The organism is Alcanivorax sp. REN37 (genome assembly GCF_041102775.1).
In the GTDB taxonomy this organism is placed as follows: domain Bacteria; phylum Pseudomonadota; class Gammaproteobacteria; order Pseudomonadales; family Alcanivoracaceae; genus Isoalcanivorax; species Isoalcanivorax beigongshangi.
Genome location: NZ_JBGCUO010000001.1, coordinates 140,423 through 157,415, shown reverse-complemented (window position 1 = coordinate 157,415; position 16,993 = coordinate 140,423). Strand labels below are relative to the sequence as shown.

The window sequence follows — 16,993 nt, the reverse complement described above, 5'->3', positions numbered from 1 at the left end:
GCTAGGAGACTTATTAACAACAGCGCTAACAAAAAAGCCCGGAAAATCCGGGCTTCTTAAACGGGATCGTCACTCCACTGTGACCGACTTTGCCAGGTTTCTCGGCTGGTCCACATCGGTGCCCCGTAGCACCGCCACATGGTAGCTAAGCAGTTGCAGCGGGACCGAATAAACGATCGGGATCAGGCTTTCCGGAACTGTCGGCATCGCTAGTACGCGCATGCCGGCTTCGTCTTGCAGCTCAGCTTGTTGGTCGGCAAACACATACAATTCACCGCCGCGGGCGCGCACTTCCTGCAGGTTCGACTTCAGCTTTTCAAGCAGGTCATCGCGTGGTGCCACAGCCACCACCGGCATGTCCTTATCTACCAGCGCCAACGGCCCGTGCTTGAGCTCGCCGGCAGGATAGGCTTCGGCATGAATGTAGGAAATTTCCTTGAGCTTCAGCGCTCCTTCCATAGCCACCGGGTATTGGGTGCCGCGGCCGAGGAACAGGGTGTGCTGCTTCTCGACGAAGTCTTCCGCCAAAGTTTGAATCGCCGCATCCATCTGCAGTGCTTTTTCCACCAAATTTGGTAGCTGCCGCAGTTCTTCCAGATGCTGCGACAGAGCCGCTTCGCCGAGGCCTCGCGCATGCGCGAGCGCCAACACCAACAGCCGCAGCGCCGCCAATTGAGTGGTGAACGCCTTGGTGGATGCCACGCCAATTTCCGGCCCGGCCCGCGTCAGTAGCGCCAGTTCCGACTCACGCACCAACGACGAGCTGGGCACGTTGCACACCGCAAGGTGGGCCAAGTAGTGAGCGTGGGTGGCGGCACGCAGCGCCGCCAAGGTATCGGCGGTTTCGCCGCTCTGGCTGATGGTGACGAACAGCGTTTTTTCCGGCACCACGTGGGCGCGATAACGGAATTCGCTGGCAACCTCCACCTGACAGGGCACCCCCGCCAACGCTTCGATCCAATAGCGCGCCACCGCGCCGGCGTGGTAGCTGGTGCCGCACGCGATAATCTGCACGCACTGCACATCGCGCAGCATCGCCGTGCGCTCACCGAACATCTGCGCCAGATCCTCGGCGCCGCCCAGGCGGCCTTCCAACGTCCGCTGCAGCGCCAGCGGTTGCTCAAAGATTTCCTTGAGCATGAAGTGGCGGTATTCGCCCTTTTCGGCGTCTTCGTGCGCGCCTTCAAATTCGTGCACCGGTCGCTGTACTTCGGCACCGTCGGCGGCAAACAGGCGCACGCTTTCACGGCGCACTTCGGCGACGTCGCCCTCCTGCAAGAACACAAAACGATTGGTCACCGGCAGCAGCGCCAGCTGGTCGGACGCCACGTAGTTTTCACCGATCCCCAGCCCCACCACCAATGGGCTGCCGCTACGCACCGCGATGAAGCGCTGTGGCTCGTCAGCGCTGACCACGCCCAGTGCGTAGGCGCCTTCCAAGCGAGTGACTACGTGCTGTACAGCGGCCAGCAAATCGGCGCCCTGCTGTAGCTGCTGGTGGATCAGGTGCACCACCACTTCGGAATCGGTGTCGGAGGCAAAGGCATAACCGCCCGCTTCCAGTTCGAAACGCAAGGCTTGGTAGTTTTCGATAATGCCGTTGTGCACGACAGCCAGTGCGTCACCAGACAGGTGGGGATGGGCATTGCGCTCCGACGGCACGCCATGAGTGGCCCAACGGGTGTGAGCGATGCCGACGCCACCCTGGGCGCCGGCTTGCTTCAACGCTTGCTCCAGTGCGGCCACTTTGCCTTCCCGGCGTAATCGCACCAGACCGGCGCTGCCCAGCAGTGCCAAACCGGCGGAGTCATAACCGCGGTATTCGAGTCGCTGCAGTCCAGCGATGAGGATCGGTGCTACGTTGCGTTCTGCGATGGCGCCGACAATTCCGCACATAAAAGTCCCTGTCAGTTTTTTCGAGTCGGCCGTGTCCAGCCGCTGATATTCCGTTGTTTGCTGCGCCCTACCGCCAGTTGTTGATCCGGCACGGTTTGGGTGATGACGCTGCCGGCGCCGACGGTGGCACCGGCACCAATGGTCACCGGCGCCACCAACGAGCTGTTGGAGCCGATGAAGGCACCGTCGCCGATCTCGGTGACGAACTTGTTCACACCATCGTAGTTGCAGGTGATGGTGCCAGCGCCGACGTTCACGCCCGCGCCCACTTGCGCGTCGCCCAGATAGGTCAGGTGATTCACCTTGCTACCGGGACCAATCTGCACTTTCTTGGTTTCAACAAAGTTGCCGATACGAGCACCGGCTGCCAGTTCAGTACCCGGACGCAGCCGCGCGAACGGGCCGACATGGCAACCCTCTGCCAACTCGGCACCGTCGATCAGACTGTGCGCATCCACCACAGTTCCGGCGCCGATGCGTGCGTTGCGAATGACGCAGTGCGGGCCAATGCGCACCCCGTCCTCCAGCACCACATCGCCCTCGAACACCACGTTGATATCAATCACCACATCTTGGCCGCACTGCAGCGTGCCGCGCACGTCGATGCGAGCCGGGTCCATCAAACTGGCGCCGCCACGCATCAGCGCTTCGGCCTGGACCTGCTGGTGAATGCGCTCCAGGCGCGCCAGTTGCACCCGGTCATTGATGCCATCCACTTCCCACGCAAACTCCGGCTGCACCGCTTCCACGGTCAGCCCTTGCGCCACCGCCATGGCGATCACGTCAGTCAGGTAGTACTCGCCTTGGGCGTTATTAGCGGACAACTGCGGCAGCGCATCGGCCAGGAACCGCGCCGGGCAGGCGAGAATGCCGGTGTTGATCTCGCCGATGGCACGCTGTTCGGCGTTGGCGTCCTTGAATTCAACAATGGCCTGTACCGCGCCTTGTTCGTTGCGCACGATGCGGCCATAAGCGCCGGCATCGTCCATGTCTAATGTCAGTAGCACCAACTGGTCTTCGCGTACATCGGCCACCACGCGCTGCAGGGTCTCCGGGCGAATCAGCGGTACGTCGCCGTACAAAATCAGCACCACGTCTTCATGCACTTCCGGCATCGCTTGGGCCACGGCGTGACCAGTGCCCAGTTGCTGCGCCTGTTCCACCCACGCCACATCAGTGGCCGGCACCGCGGCGCGCACTTGGTCACCGCCATGGCCGTACACCACGCACAGCGTCGCAGGCTGCAATACTCGGGCGCTGTCCAATACGTGGGACAGCAGCGGTTTCCCGGCCAGCGGGTGAGCGACTTTGGGCAGCGCCGAGCGCATGCGCGAACCTTTGCCCGCAGCCAGGATGACGATCGCAAGTTCCATCTAACACCTCATCGTGAATCTGTCTGTCGCGGCGACAGCCGGCGACGCAAACAAAAAAGGGCAGCGCTAGCGCCACCCTTTCCTGTTATCCGACCGGCGTTCCCCACATGGGTTCAGCCGCCGAACTTCTTCTTCATCTGCTGGATCGCACGCAGCTGGGCCAACGATTCAGCCAACTGCGCCGAAGCGGCAGAGTAATCCAGATCGCTGTGCTTGCCTTCCAGTGCCTCGCGGGCGCGTTGGCGCGCTTCTTCCGCCGCGGCTTCGTCGAGGTTTTCGGCACGGGCGGCAGCATCTGCCAACACCGTGATCACTTTAGGCTGGACTTCAAGGAAGCCGCCGTTCACGTAGAACACTTCTTCCTTGCCGCCCTGCAGCACGATACGTACCGGACCCGGCTTGAGGGACGTCAGCAGCGGTGCGTGACCGGGCATCACGCCCAGGTCGCCTTCCGCACCGGCGGCGACGAGCAGTTCCACCGCACCGGAAAACAGCTGCTTTTCAGCGCTGACGATATCGCAATGAACAGTCATCGCCATGGGACACTCTCCTGCCAGCTGGGGCAGTCAGGGCTTAGTTGCCCTGACGCTTGTTGTAGGCCTCAAGCACTTCCTCGATGCCGCCCTTCATGTAGAAGTCCTGCTCCGGGATGTGGTCGTACTCGCCGCCCAGGATGCCCTGGAAGCTGCGGATGGTGTCCTTGAGGGATACGTACTTGCCCGGTGAGCCGGTGAACACTTCGGCCACGAAGAACGGCTGCGACAGGAAGCGCTCGATCTTACGTGCGCGCATTACCGTCAGCTTGTCGTCTTCGGACAGTTCGTCCATGCCCAAGATGGCGATGATGTCCTTCAGCTCTTTATAACGCTGCAGAACGGTCTGCACGCCACGGGCCACGGCGTAGTGCTCTTCACCAATGACCAGCGGATCCAGCTGGCGGGAGGTGGAGTCCAGCGGATCGATGGCCGGGTAGATACCCTTGGCAGCGATGTCACGGCTCAGTACCACGGTTGCGTCAAGGTGCGCAAAGGTGGTGGCCGGGGACGGGTCGGTCAAGTCATCCGCCGGTACGTATACCGCCTGCACCGAGGTGATGGAGCCGGTCTTGGTGGAGGTGATGCGCTCTTGCAGCACGCCCATCTCTTCCGCCAGCGTCGGCTGGTAACCCACCGCTGAAGGCATACGACCGAGCAGCGCGGACACTTCGGTACCGGCCAGGGTGTAACGGTAGATGTTGTCGACGAACAGCAGTACGTCACGGCCTTCGTCACGGAACTTCTCAGCCATGGTCAGGCCGGTCAGGGCCACGCGCAGACGGTTACCCGGCGGCTCGTTCATCTGGCCGTACACCATCGCCACTTTGGACTTGGCATGCTCGGTGACGTTTACCACACCGGCTTCCTGCATCTCGTGGTAGAAGTCGTTCCCTTCACGAGTCCGCTCACCCACACCGGCAAATACAGACAGACCGGAGTGCTGAGTGGCGATGTTGTTGATCAGCTCCATCATGTTCACGGTCTTGCCCACGCCGGCGCCGCCGAACAGGCCAACCTTGCCGCCCTTGGCAAACGGGCACACCAGGTCAATCACCTTGATGCCGGTTTCCAGCAGGTCGGTGGAGGAAGACTGGTCCGCGTAGGACGGTGCCTTGCGGTGGATGGAGGCACGCTCCTGCTCACCGATCGGGCCACACTCGTCGATCGGACGGCCGAGCACGTCCATGATGCGACCGAGGGTTTCGGTGCCCACCGGAACCATGATCGGGTTGCCGGTGCCGGCCACGGACATGCCGCGCTTCAGACCTTCGGTGGAACCCATGGCGATGGTGCGCACCACGCCGTCGCCCAGCTGCTGCTGTACTTCCAGAACGGTTTCAACACCGTCCACGTTCAAGGCGTCGTAAACATTGGGCACCGCCTCGCGGGAGAACTCCACGTCGATCACAGCGCCGATGATCTGAACAATACGACCGCTACTCATGCTTGCTTCCTCTTAAGCTTGCTCGCCCGCCCGGTCAAACCGCAGCGGCGCCACTCACAATTTCGTTAATCTCCTGCGTAATGGCGGCCTGGCGCGCCTTGTTATACAGGAGCTGGAGATCACGAATCAGGTCGCCGGCGTTGTCGGTCGCTGCCTTCATGGCCACCATTCGGGCGGCCTGTTCACAGGCATTGTTCTCAACCACACCTTGATACACCTGAGACTCGACGAACCGCTTGAGCAGGCCGTCAATGAGCACCTGGGCGGAGGGCTCGTAGATGTAATCCCAACGCTGGCCCGTGGGTTTCTTGAAGTCTGACTCGTCACCGGACTTCAGGGGCAGCAATTGCTGCACCAGCGGGCTCTGGGTCATGGTGTTCACGAACTCGTTGTACACCAAGTACACGCGATCCACTTCACCCGCTTCGAAAGCATCCGCCAACACCTTGATGGACCCGACCAGGTCCCCCAGGTGCGGGGTGTCGCCGAGGCCGCTGACGGTGGAAACCAAGTTGCCACCGAAGCTGCGGAAGAAGCCGATCGCCTTGCTGCCGACCGCTGCGTACTGCACCTGAACGCCCTGCTCAGACCACTGGCGCGCATCGCGCACCAGGGCCTTGAACAGGTTCACGTTCAAGCCGCCACAGAGACCGCGGTCACTGCTGACCACGATGTACGCCACTTTTTTCACCTCGCGCTCGCGCAGGTAAGGGTGACGGTACTCGGTTTCCGCGTTGGCCAGGTGAGCGATGACGTTGCGGATGTGGGTGGCATAGGGCTTGGAAGCCGCCATGCGCTCCTGCGCGCGACGCATCTTACTGGCGGCAACCATCTCCATGGCACGGGTGATTTTCCGCGTGCTCTGGACACTTGCGATTTTGGTACGAACCTCTTTCGCGCCGGCCATAGGACTATCCTTCTAAGCGATTACCAGGTCTGGGTAGCCTTGAACTTCTCGATGGCTTCCTTGATGCCGGACTCGATCTCGGCGTTGAAATCGCCTTTTTCGTTGATCTTGTCCATCAGCGCCTTGTGCTCGCTGAGCATGTAGGACAGCAGGCTGGCTTCGAAGCTGCCAATCTTGTCCAGTGCCACATCTTTCAGGAAGCCTTCGTTCATGGCGTACAGGGACACACCCATCTCGGCCACGGACATCGGGCTGAACTGCTTCTGCTTCATCAGCTCGGTGGCGCGCTGACCATGCTCCAACTGAGCACGGGTGGCTTCATCCAGGTCCGAGGCGAACTGGGCAAACGCTGCCAGCTCACGGTACTGAGCCAGTGCCAGACGCACACCGCCACCGAGTTTCTTGATGATCTTGGTTTGCGCCGCACCACCTACCCGGGATACCGAGATACCGGCGTTCATGGCCGGACGCAGACCGGCGTTGAACATGTCGGACTCAACGAAGATCTGGCCATCGGTGATGGAGATCACGTTGGTCGGTACGAAGGCGGACACGTCACCGGCTTGGGTTTCAATGATCGGCAGCGCGGTCAGGGAACCGGTTTGGCCTTTCACTTCGCCCTTGGTGTACTGCTCCACATACTCTTCGCTCACACGGGCAGCGCGCTCCAACAGACGGGAGTGCAGGTAGAACACGTCGCCAGGGTAAGCTTCGCGGCCCGGCGGGCGGCGCAGCAGCAGGGAGATCTGACGGTATGCCCAAGCTTGCTTGGTCAGGTCGTCGTACACGATCAGGGCGTCTTCGCCGCGGTCGCGGAAGTACTCACCCATGGAGCAGCCGGCGAACGGGGCCAGGTACTGCATGGCCGCCGGATCGGACGCGGATGCCGCCACGATGATGGTGTTCTTCAGCGCACCGTGCTCTTCCAGCTTGCGTACTACGTTGGCGATGGTGGACTGCTTCTGTCCGATCGCAACGTAGATGCACTTAATGCCGGAATCGCGCTGGTTGATGATGGTATCGACCGCGATGGCGGTCTTACCGATCTGACGGTCACCGATGATCAGCTCACGCTGGCCACGGCCAACCGGGGTCATAGCGTCGATGGCTTTGATACCGGTCTGCACCGGCTCATCCACTGACTTACGCCAAATCACGCCCGGCGCAACCTTTTCTACCGGTTCAGTGAGTTGGGTGTTCAGCGGACCTTTGCCATCGATCGGGTTACCCAGTGCGTCTACCACGCGACCGAGCAATTCCGGACCCACCGGCACTTCGAGTACGCGGCTGGTGCATTTGACCTTTTGGCCTTCTGCTACGCCGAGGTAATCGCCGAGCACTACCGCGCCCACGGAGTCACGCTCCAAGTTGAGGGCCATGCCGTACATGCCGCCCTCAAACTCGATCATTTCGCCGTACATCACGTCGGCCAGGCCGTGGATGCGAACGATACCGTCAGAAACGGACACCACCGTTCCTTCATTGCGCGCCTGGGTGGAGACATCAAGCTTGGCGATGCGCTGCTTGATGATCTCACTGATTTCAGACGGGTTGAGTTGCTGCATGCTTCAATCCCTCAAACTCAAGAGTTCAGTTGCTCGGCCAGGCGGGCCAATCTGCCGCGCACACTGCCGTCAATCACTGTGTCGCCCGCGCGAACGAGGACGCCGCCGATCAGGGATGCGTCAACACGCGTTGTGACTCGCACATCCCGGCCCAGGCGCTGTTTCAGACTGCTCACCAGCCGCTCGACTTCGGCTTCTTCCAGCACGTCCGCCGAGACGATTTCTGCGTCGACGAATGCATCCTGAGCCGCCAACAGTTCGTGGAACAGCTCCAGGATCGCCGGAAGCAGGGCCAGGCGGCCGTACTCGGCAAGCTGGGTGATGAAGTTACGTGCCGGCTCGTCCAGCGCGTCGCTGCCGCACACTTCGAGCAAGGCCTGGGCCTTGTCAGAAGCGGTCAGCTGCGGCTGTTGCAGCCATGCGCGCATGGCCGGCTGTTCGGACACTGCCGCAGCCAGCGCCAGCATGTTTTCCCACTGCGCCGTAACACCTGCGTCCTGGGCGAACCGGAACGCGGCCTTGGCGTAGGGGCGAGCGATGGTGGTCAATTCAGCCATGGGTTACCCGTTCTGTCAGAGTTCGGCCGCCAGCTGCTCGAGCAGCTGCTTGTGTGCATCCCGATTCACTTCAGCACGCAGAACCTGTTCGGCCCCTTGCAGCACCAGCACGGACACTTCCTTGCGGAGCTGTTCACGAGCCTGGTTGATCTCTTGTTCGATGTCCGCTTGAGCCTTCTCGATCAGGCGGGCACCTTCAGCGACGGCATTGCCCTTCGCTTCTTCAAGGATCTGGTTGGCGCGACGGTTCGCTGCGTCAATGATCTCGGCGGCCTTGTCCTTCGCCTCTTTGAGGCTGTCGGTGGCCTTCGCTTGCGCCAGCTCCAGATCGCGTTGCGCTCGATCCGCGGCACTCAGGCCGTCGGCAATCTTCTGCTTACGCTCGCTCAGGGCCCGGGTGATGGGCGGCCAAACGAACTTCATGCAGAACAGCACAAACAGGGCGAACCAGATGACTTGGCCAAGCAGTGTTGCATTAATGTTCATGCGAACACCTCAAACCGCGATTGGTGGTCCCTTTCGGGTTTTATTGGAAGATCAACAGGAACGCGATAGCGACACAGATAATCGGAACAGCATCCAGCAGACCAGCGATGATGAACATGCGCACTTGCAGCATCGGGGTCAGTTCCGGCTGGCGCGCGATGCTCTCGAGGAAACGGCCACCCATCAGACCGAAGCCAACACCGGCGCCGATGGCGGCCAGACCAGCTACGATTGCAGCTGCAAGCAGGTTGATACCTTCCATTATTCCACTCCCGTTAAGGTTTTTTAGGTTGCTTTGAAGAACTGGTTATCGGAACCCGTTCAATGTTTCTCGCTGGCCATGCTCAGGTAGACGATGGTCAGGATCATGAACAGGAACGACTGCAGCGGCACCACCAGCAGGTGGAAGATCGCCCACGGCACCGCGCCGAGGAACTGCCAGTAACCCAACATGGCCGCCAGCAGGATGAACACGAATTCGCCGGCAAACATGTTGCCGAACAGACGCAGACCGAGCGACACCGGCTTGGCCAGCAGGGAAACGATTTCCAGGAACAGGTTGATCGGCATCAGCACGATCTTGAACACCGGGTTCTTGGTCTCGAATGGGTGGAATGCCAGCTCTGCGAAGAAGCCGCCCACGCCTTTGTTCATCACCGAGAACACAATCATCATCACAAACACCGAGAACGACATGGCGAGGGTGATGTTGGGGTCAACCACCGGCACGATCTTCAGGTAATCGAGGCCGAGCATGGTCTGGAAGCCGAGCGCGGTGTCCACCGGCAGCAACTTGATGGACGCCATCATGAAGATCCAGCAGAACACCGTCAGTGCCAGCGGCGCAATCAGCTTGCTCTGGCCATTGAAGGTATCGCGTACGGAGGTGTCGACGAATTCGACCACGGTTTCGACGAAGTTGATGAACCCAGAGGGGACACCAGCGGTGGCACGACGAGCCACCAAGGAGAAGATCAGGATGAACAAGGCACCGACGATGCCGGACCAGGCCAGGCTGTCGACGTGAAAGGCCCAGAAGCCCATGGCGTCCACTTCAGTCGCACACTTTGCCAGCATCCACTGGCCTTCTTGCGCCACTGAACCATCACAGAGTGCGGCGCCTTCCGGCACCTTCCCCCAGGTGAGGTTGGTCAAATGGTGCTGGATGTACTCATTGACGGTGTGCTGCGTTTCGCCGTGTGCCATGGAGGCCGTTTCAGTTGCCATGAAAGTTCCTAACCATCGAGCGTATTGTTGCCGGAGCCCGGAGGAGCCGCAGCGCCGGTCGCGCGCACCAGCCAGATCCAGCCGGCGACTTGTGTCACAAAGAATCCTGTCAGGAGCGTGCCTGCCGCCAACTGTTCACGCAGCAGCGGCCATTCACTGAATGACAGCCAAAACAACAACAGCGTGATGGCCACCTTGCCCATTTCTGCACGGATAGCCGATCCCGCCTGATGTCGTGGAATGCGCAAACGCGGGTGCAGCCACATCTGATAGCCGGCCCAGGCATGTGCCAAAAGACAAATAGCACCGCCCCAAAAGGCCGCCAGTCCGCTAAAGGGACCGAAGAGGAGCGCGCACGCCACCGCCATCACCAGCATCGCGACCAGCTGCGCAAACATGAGGCCTCGGAAATGAGAGGCGCCGGATTGAGCTGAGTTGGACACGGTGACTCCGGGCATGCCAGCGCTGCCGTCACAGCAGTGTGGGTATAGACTCGCAGGCGTATCCAGCGAGCCCCCGATCACAGGCGCGCAGAGTATAGGGACATGGCTTTTTGATAGCAACCGAACCGGGCCCGGTTTCGGCACCTTTACTACCTATTGTCTGACAAGACAGAACCAAGGTCTCATGCGGGTTGCGGCAGCACCGACGTGCCAAGGGTGACGGGGTAAGAGCAAGCGCGACTGTCCAGTCGCGCCGGGCGGATCATTTGATGTGGCTGAGGATGCCGTCCAATTCGTCGAGGCTGTTATAGCTGATTACCAGCCGCCCCTTGCCACCGCCCAACTGCTTGAGGGCCACCGGCGCCCCGAGGCGATCGGACAGGTCGTTGAGCAGCCGGCGCACATCCGGATCTTCCCGTGACGGCGGCGTGGCCGCTGCGCGCTGCTTGTCGTAGTCGCGCACCAAGGCTTCGGTTTGGCGTACGTTCAGCCCGCGCGCGACCACCATGCGTGCCGCATCTACTTGGCTGGCGCCGGTGAGCGACAACAGCGCCCGCGCATGGCCCATCTCCAGGTCGCCGTGCTCCAGCAGCTTGCGCACTTCGTCCTCAAGGCTGATCAACCGCAGCAGGTTGGTGACCATGGCGCGCGACTTGCCCACCGCGTCTGCCACCTGCTGGTGAGTCAGATTGAACTCGTCTTTCAGGCGCGCCAACGCCAGCGCTTCTTCCATCGGATTGAGGTCTTCGCGCTGGATGTTCTCGATCAACGCCATGGCAATGGCGGCATCGTCGGCTACTTCGCGGATAACGGCCGGGATTTCCGCCAAACCGGCCAGCTGTGCCGCCCGCCAGCGGCGCTCGCCGGCGATGATCTCGTAGCGTTTATCGCCGATCGGACGCACCACGATCGGCTGCATCACACCCTGGGCTCGAATTGACTCGGCCAACTCTTCCAGCGCATCCGGCGACATATCACGACGCGGCTGGTAGCGGCCGCGCTGCATCAACTCCACCGGCAGCTTGCGCAGCTCACCATCCTGCGGCGGCCGTTCTGCGCTAACTGGCGCCACGCTATCGTCGTCGAGGCTGACCTGCTCACGGCCGGCTGGGGCGCTGCGCGCCGCGCTCTGGCTCAAGAGTGCATCCAGGCCCTTGCTCAGGCCCCCTTTGCGTTTTGCGGCCATGCCTTACTCCTGGTTTTCGGTGGCGCGGGCTCGGGCCTGCTGCCGCAGCGTCTGCTCGCGGCGCAGGATTTCACCGGCCAATGCCATATAACTGATGGCGCCCCGGGACTTGACGTCGTAAGTAATCACCGGTGCACCGTGGCTGGGCGCTTCAGCCAGCCGCACGTTGCGGGGGATGATGGTGCGGTACACCCGATCACCGAAGTGGGTGATCAGCTGGTTGGAGACATCATTGGACAAACTGTTGCGCGGGTCATACATGGTGCGCAGCAAACCGCCAATATGCAGCGACGGGTTCAGCACCGCACTGATCTTCTCAATGGTCTGCAGCAGTGCGGTCAGACCTTCAAGGGCGTAGTACTCGCACTGGATCGGCACAATCACCGAGGTGGCCGCCGCCAGGCTGTTCACGGTCAACATGTTCAGCGACGGCGGGCAGTCGATGAGGATGAAGTCGTAACGGTCCATCACCGGCGCCAGCGCATCGCGCAGTCGGTATTCCTTGGCCTCGAGGTCCAACATCTGCACCTCGGCGGCGGTGAGGTCACCATTAGCCGCCAGCAGATCAAAACCGGACTGCTCTGGAGTGGTCACCACCGCCTGCTCCACCGGCAGGCCTTCCACCAGCACATCGTAGATGGTGTGCGGCACATCGTACTTGTCGACCCCGGAACCGGAGGTGGCATTGCCCTGCGGATCGATATCCACCAGCAGCACTTTCTTACGGGTGGCGGCCAACGAGGCGGCCAAGTTCACGCTGGTGGTGGTCTTCCCGACCCCGCCTTTCTGGTTGGCAATGGCAAACACCGTGGTCACGCACAATCTCCCTGGAAAATCCGCTGCGGCGCGGGTTGCAGCACTACCAAATAACGGGCTTCGGCCAGGCCGGGGACGCTCAGCTCCACCGCCTCGGTCTGCCACTGCGGCGGCAAGGCGGCAATTTCTTGCTCCACCAAGGCACCCTTCATAGCGAGCAGATGGCCGCCGTCCTCCAGCAAATGGCCGGTCACGGAAACCATGTCGACGAGGGAAGCGAAGGCGCGCGATATCACCTGCGACGCGCCATTACGGTACTGTTCCACACGGGCCTGCACAACCTCGACATTGGCTAGCCCCAGCTCCAGTGCTGCCTGGCGCACAAAACGGGTCTTCTTGCCGTTGCTGTCGAGCAACACAAAGGATTGCTGCGGCCGCGCAATCGCCAGCACGATGCCGGGAATGCCGCCGCCGGTGCCCACATCCAGGGTCGAGCCGCTGCCAAGCCACGGCAGCACCGCCAACGCATCGAGGATATGGCGGGTCACCATTTCCTGCGGATCCCGCACCGCGGTGAGGTTAAACGCGCGGTTCCACTTGTGGAGCAGGGCGACGTAATCGACCAACTGTTGTTGCTGGGCGTCAGACAGCGACACTCCCAGAGCGGCCACGCCGGCCGCCAGGCGCTGGGCAACCGCCTTCACGACGCGGTTCCAGCGCGGCCCAGTGCGGTCTTTTTCAGGTGCACCAGCAACAGCGAGATCGCAGCCGGGGTCACCCCCGGTACCCGCCCGGCCTGGCCGAGCGTGGTCGGGCGCACTGCTTCCAATTTTTGACGCACCTCGTTGGATAAACCGCTGACTTGCCCGTAGTCGAGATCAGCGGGCAGCGGCGTCGTCTCCGCCGCGCGCAAACGCGCCACTTCCCCCTGCTGGCGCTCGATGTAGCCGGCATATTTGGCGAGGATTTCCACCTGTTCTGCCACCGCGGCATCAGCCAGCGGCAGCCCCACTGCCCCGAGCAGGGTCGGGTAATCCACTTCCGGCCGCTTGAGCAGGTCCATCAGGTTGTATTCGTGAGCCAGCGGCGTGCCCAGCAGCGGATTCACTGCCTCGGCATCAGCGGTGCCCGGACGCACCCAATGGCTGCGCAGACGCTCGGCATCGCTGACAGCGCCGTCGCGCTTGGCGCAGAACGCTGCCCAGCGCTGGTCATCTACCAGGCCCAGCTTGCGGCCCGTCTCCGTCAGCCGCAGGTCGGCGTTGTCTTCGCGCAGCAGCAACCGGTATTCGGCCCGGCTGGTGAACATGCGGTACGGCTCCTGGGTGCCGAGAGTGATGAGGTCGTCTACCAGTACGCCGATGTAGGCTTCGTCACGCTGCGGGAACCAGCACTCCTGATCCTGCGCCATGCGCGCTGCGTTCAGACCCGCCAGCAGACCCTGCGCGCCGGCCTCTTCATAACCGGTGGTGCCGTTGATCTGGCCGGCGAAGAACAGTCCCGGCATGAAGCGGGTTTCCAGTGAATGCTTCAGGTCCTGCGGATTGAAGTAGTCGTATTCGATGGCATAGCCCGGGCGGGTGATGTGCGCCTGCTCGAAACCGCGGATCGAACGCACCGCCGCCAGCTGAATATCAAACGGCAAGCTGGTGGAGATACCGTTCGGGTACAGCTCGTGAGTGGTCAGCCCTTCCGGTTCCACGAAGATCTGGTGCGAATCCTTGTCCGGGTAGCGATTCACCTTGTCTTCAATGCTCGGGCAGTAACGCGGGCCAACACCCTCAATGACGCCGGTGAACATCGGCGAGCGGTCGAAGCCGCTGCGGATGATGTCGTGGGTCTGCTCATTGGTATGGGTGATGTAGCAGCACACCTGCTGTGGGTGCTCAGCGACATCGCCGAGGTAGCTCATTACCGGCAGCGGGTCGTCGCCCCACTGCTGTTCCATCACAGAGAAATCCACGCTGTTGCCGTCGATACGCGGTGGGGTGCCGGTCTTAAGCCGGTCCACGCGGAACGGCAACTCCCGCAGCCGCCGCGACAGCGCGTTGGAGGGCGGGTCGCCGGCACGGCCGCCGGGTTCATTGTCGAGGCCGATATGGATGCGGCCACCGAGGAAAGTACCCACCGTGAGCACCACCGCCTGAGCATGGAAGCGCAGCCCCATGGTGGTGACCACGCCGACACAGCGGTCCTGCTCGATGATCAGGTCATCCACCGCCTGCTGGAACAGCGTCAGGTGCGGCTGATTTTCCAGCATGCTGCGGATGGCCGCCTTATATAGGACACGGTCAGCCTGGGCACGGGTGGCGCGCACGGCCGGGCCCTTGCGGGCATTGAGCACGCGAAACTGGATGCCGGCGCGGTCGGTGGCGCGCGCCATGGCGCCGCCGAGGGCGTCAATCTCGCGCACCAGATGGCTCTTGCCGATCCCGCCAATGGCCGGGTTGCAGCTCATCTGGCCGAGGGTTTCGATGTTGTGGGTCAGCAGCAGGGTGTCGACCCCCATGCGGGCAGCGGCCAACGCCGCCTCGGTGCCGGCATGACCGCCACCCACCACGATCACGCCGAAACGCTTGGAGAAATCCATTACCGTTGTACCTGTCTGGCAGAGCGTCGGAAGGGGCCAGCACCAACCGCAACACGGATGACGCTGGCCCCTTCATGGAGCACGCCGGAATCGGCATGCTGGTCAAATTATGAGCAAGGGGCGTAAGTATATAGTGCGCCGCTTGAAAAGAAAGCGTTGCTGGAAGCTGTGCTAGACTGGCGTGCACTTTTTGCTCACCGGCTGTTTGCCCCCGTTACCCTCCTGACAGGATTCAATGCGTGGAAAACATTGATGTGATTATCCTGGCGGGCGCCATGGTTCTGTTCATCGGCCTGTTGCTCGGCACCCTCAGTCCCCGCGTCGGGGTTCCCACCTTGCTGGCATTTCTTGCCGTGGGCATTGCTGCCGGCGAGGACGGCATTGGCAAAATCCAGTTTGAAGACGTCGATACGGTATTCCTGATCAGCAATCTGGCGCTGGCAATCATCCTGCTCGATGGTGGCCTGCGCACCCGCTTGGAACACTTCCGCGTTGCCCTAAAGCCGGCGTTGACGCTGGCCACGCTCGGGGTAGTGCTGCCGGCAGCCCTCACCGGCGCCTTCGCCACCTGGCTACTGGGGGTCGATTGGCGCATCGGGCTGCTGGTGGGCGGCATCATCGGTTCCACCGACGCGGCGGCAGTGTTCTCGATGATCCGCAGTTCCGGGGTGCGGCTGAATGAACGGGTGTCGAGCACGCTGGAAATGGAATCTGGCCTCAACGACCCGATGGCGATTTTCATCACGGTAATGCTGATCGAATTGATCACCAACCCGGCCATGAGCTGGGGGCTGCAAACGCTGGGCATGCTGGTACAGCAGTTCGGCGTCGGTGTGCTAATGGGCATCCTGCTCGGCATCGCCTTGGCGGAGTTGCTGGTGCGGGTGCGCGGCAATGAAGGGCTGCATGCGTTGCTGCTGTGCACCGGCGGCCTGACTATCTGGGCGCTGGCGAACATGCTTGGCGGCTCCGGCTTCTTGGCGGCCTATATTGCCGGACTGATGGCCGGCAACTGGCGCCAAGGCACCAGCGACAACGTGTTGCGCTCCATGGACTCCATGGCATGGCTGTCGCAATCAGGCCTGTTCCTGATGCTGGGGCTGCTGGTGACGCCACGGGAGATGCTGGAGTCATTGGTCCCCGGGCTCTGCATCGCCGCCTTCTTAATGCTGGTGGCGCGGCCGCTGGCCACTTGGCTGCTGCTGAAGCCCTTCAACTATCCGAAGAGCGAGCAAATTTTTATTGCTTGGACCGGGTTGCGGGGTGCGGTACCGGTAGTACTGGCGGTATTCCCGCTGGTGGCAGGCATCGAGGAAAGTCGGCAAATCTTTAACATCGTCTTCGTTGTGGTGATGGCATCGCTGCTGTTGCAGGGTATGACGCTGGGGCCGCTGGCGCGCACGTTGAAGCTGGCCTTGCCCCATGCCGCACAGCCGATCAACGAAGTGGAACTGGCCGGTCTCGACGACCGGTTCATTGTTCAATATGCAGTCGGCGCCGACAGCAAGGCCGATGGCCGCAGCCTTGATCTGATCCCGCCGACGACTCAGCTGCTGGCGTTATCGCGCGCCGGCGCGCCGCTGGAGTGCGACGACCACACCACACTGCAGGCCGGCGACATTCTCACGCTGATGACCACGCCCGCCGATCAGACGCCGATGAGTGAGTGGCTGCACGCTTCACCGCAGGAACTGCGCACGTTCTACGGCGACTTCATCGTCAACAGCAGCGTGCCAGTAGCGGATTTGTTGGACAATTACGGCCTCAGCGGCGTCAGCGAGCGCGATGCCTCCCTAACACTGGAGCAGTACTTCCAAGAACACCACCGCGGCCAACCAGTGCTCGGTGATGCGGTGGAGCTGGTGGGCCTACGACTGCGCGCCCGCGTGATTGAAGGCGGTCGCGTGACCCGGTTCGGTATCCGGTTGCCGCACGCCCACTGAGCCTGCCGCCGGGCGGGAGCCCGGCGGCAGATTCTCATTTGCGCCCTGTTGCCGGGTTTTTCCAGTCAACGCTCGTTCACATTG

16 protein-coding genes are annotated in these 16,993 nt (G+C 61.8%); 1 reads left to right on the top strand and 15 read right to left on the bottom strand.

Annotated features, from left to right (window positions below; genetic code table 11):
- Positions 1-69: 69 nt before the first annotated feature.
- The 15 genes from glmS to mnmG form a co-directional block, all read right to left on the bottom strand.
- Entirely contained in the window at positions 70-1,896 is a 1,827-nt protein-coding gene (gene glmS, locus AB5I84_RS00720; RefSeq protein WP_369453911.1) for a glutamine--fructose-6-phosphate transaminase (isomerizing), read from the bottom strand.
- An 11-nt stretch (positions 1,897-1,907) separates the two neighbouring features.
- Positions 1,908-3,269, bottom strand: coding sequence for a bifunctional UDP-N-acetylglucosamine diphosphorylase/glucosamine-1-phosphate N-acetyltransferase GlmU (gene glmU / locus AB5I84_RS00715; RefSeq protein ID WP_369453910.1), 1,362 nt, complete (start codon positions 3,267-3,269; stop codon positions 1,908-1,910).
- Positions 3,270-3,382: 113 nt separating this feature from the next.
- Positions 3,383-3,808, bottom strand: a complete 426-nt coding sequence (locus AB5I84_RS00710; protein WP_369453909.1) for a F0F1 ATP synthase subunit epsilon — start codon at positions 3,806-3,808, stop codon at positions 3,383-3,385.
- A gap of 34 nt (positions 3,809-3,842) precedes the next feature.
- Positions 3,843-5,249, bottom strand: a complete 1,407-nt coding sequence (gene atpD / locus AB5I84_RS00705; RefSeq protein ID WP_369453908.1) for a F0F1 ATP synthase subunit beta — start codon at positions 5,247-5,249, stop codon at positions 3,843-3,845.
- A 34-nt stretch (positions 5,250-5,283) separates the two neighbouring features.
- Positions 5,284-6,156, bottom strand: a complete 873-nt coding sequence (gene atpG, locus AB5I84_RS00700) for a F0F1 ATP synthase subunit gamma (RefSeq protein WP_369453907.1) — start codon at positions 6,154-6,156, stop codon at positions 5,284-5,286.
- A gap of 20 nt (positions 6,157-6,176) precedes the next feature.
- A complete protein-coding gene (atpA, locus tag AB5I84_RS00695) occupies positions 6,177-7,721 on the bottom strand; it encodes a F0F1 ATP synthase subunit alpha (RefSeq protein WP_369453906.1) in 1,545 nt (514 codons plus the stop codon).
- Between the two features lie 17 nt (positions 7,722-7,738).
- Positions 7,739-8,278 carry a F0F1 ATP synthase subunit delta gene (locus AB5I84_RS00690; protein WP_369453905.1) on the bottom strand — a complete coding sequence of 180 codons (540 nt, stop codon included), beginning with the start codon at positions 8,276-8,278 and terminating at the stop codon, positions 7,739-7,741.
- Between the two features lie 15 nt (positions 8,279-8,293).
- Entirely contained in the window at positions 8,294-8,764 is a 471-nt protein-coding gene (locus AB5I84_RS00685) for a F0F1 ATP synthase subunit B (protein WP_369453904.1), read from the bottom strand.
- Between the two features lie 40 nt (positions 8,765-8,804).
- Positions 8,805-9,026, bottom strand: coding sequence for a F0F1 ATP synthase subunit C (gene atpE / locus AB5I84_RS00680; RefSeq protein ID WP_369453903.1), 222 nt, complete (start codon positions 9,024-9,026; stop codon positions 8,805-8,807).
- A gap of 59 nt (positions 9,027-9,085) precedes the next feature.
- Complete coding sequence (atpB, locus tag AB5I84_RS00675; protein ID WP_439650171.1) at positions 9,086-9,991, bottom strand: F0F1 ATP synthase subunit A; 906 nt, start codon at positions 9,989-9,991, stop codon at positions 9,086-9,088.
- 8 nt (positions 9,992-9,999) lie between these two features.
- The gene (locus AB5I84_RS00670; protein WP_369453902.1) at positions 10,000-10,389 is read right to left on the bottom strand and encodes an ATP synthase subunit I; all 390 of its coding nucleotides are present in this window, start codon (positions 10,387-10,389) and stop codon (positions 10,000-10,002) included.
- 307 nt (positions 10,390-10,696) lie between these two features.
- Positions 10,697-11,620 carry a ParB/RepB/Spo0J family partition protein gene (locus AB5I84_RS00665; protein WP_369453901.1) on the bottom strand — a complete coding sequence of 308 codons (924 nt, stop codon included), beginning with the start codon at positions 11,618-11,620 and terminating at the stop codon, positions 10,697-10,699.
- A 3-nt stretch (positions 11,621-11,623) separates the two neighbouring features.
- Complete coding sequence (locus AB5I84_RS00660) at positions 11,624-12,436, bottom strand: ParA family protein (RefSeq protein ID WP_369453900.1); 813 nt, start codon at positions 12,434-12,436, stop codon at positions 11,624-11,626.
- Positions 12,433-13,080, bottom strand: coding sequence for a 16S rRNA (guanine(527)-N(7))-methyltransferase RsmG (rsmG, locus tag AB5I84_RS00655; RefSeq protein ID WP_369453899.1), 648 nt, complete (start codon positions 13,078-13,080; stop codon positions 12,433-12,435). Before rsmG ends, AB5I84_RS00660 begins: the two co-directional genes overlap by 4 nt.
- Positions 13,077-14,966, bottom strand: a complete 1,890-nt coding sequence (gene mnmG / locus AB5I84_RS00650; RefSeq protein ID WP_369453898.1) for a tRNA uridine-5-carboxymethylaminomethyl(34) synthesis enzyme MnmG — start codon at positions 14,964-14,966, stop codon at positions 13,077-13,079. Before mnmG ends, rsmG begins: the two co-directional genes overlap by 4 nt.
- Before the next feature lie 239 nt (positions 14,967-15,205).
- Here mnmG and AB5I84_RS00645 point away from each other — a divergent pair, with 239 nt between their 5' ends.
- Positions 15,206-16,909 carry a potassium/proton antiporter gene (locus tag AB5I84_RS00645; RefSeq protein WP_369453897.1) on the top strand — a complete coding sequence of 568 codons (1,704 nt, stop codon included), beginning with the start codon at positions 15,206-15,208 and terminating at the stop codon, positions 16,907-16,909.
- The last annotated feature ends 84 nt before the right edge of the window (positions 16,910-16,993 follow it).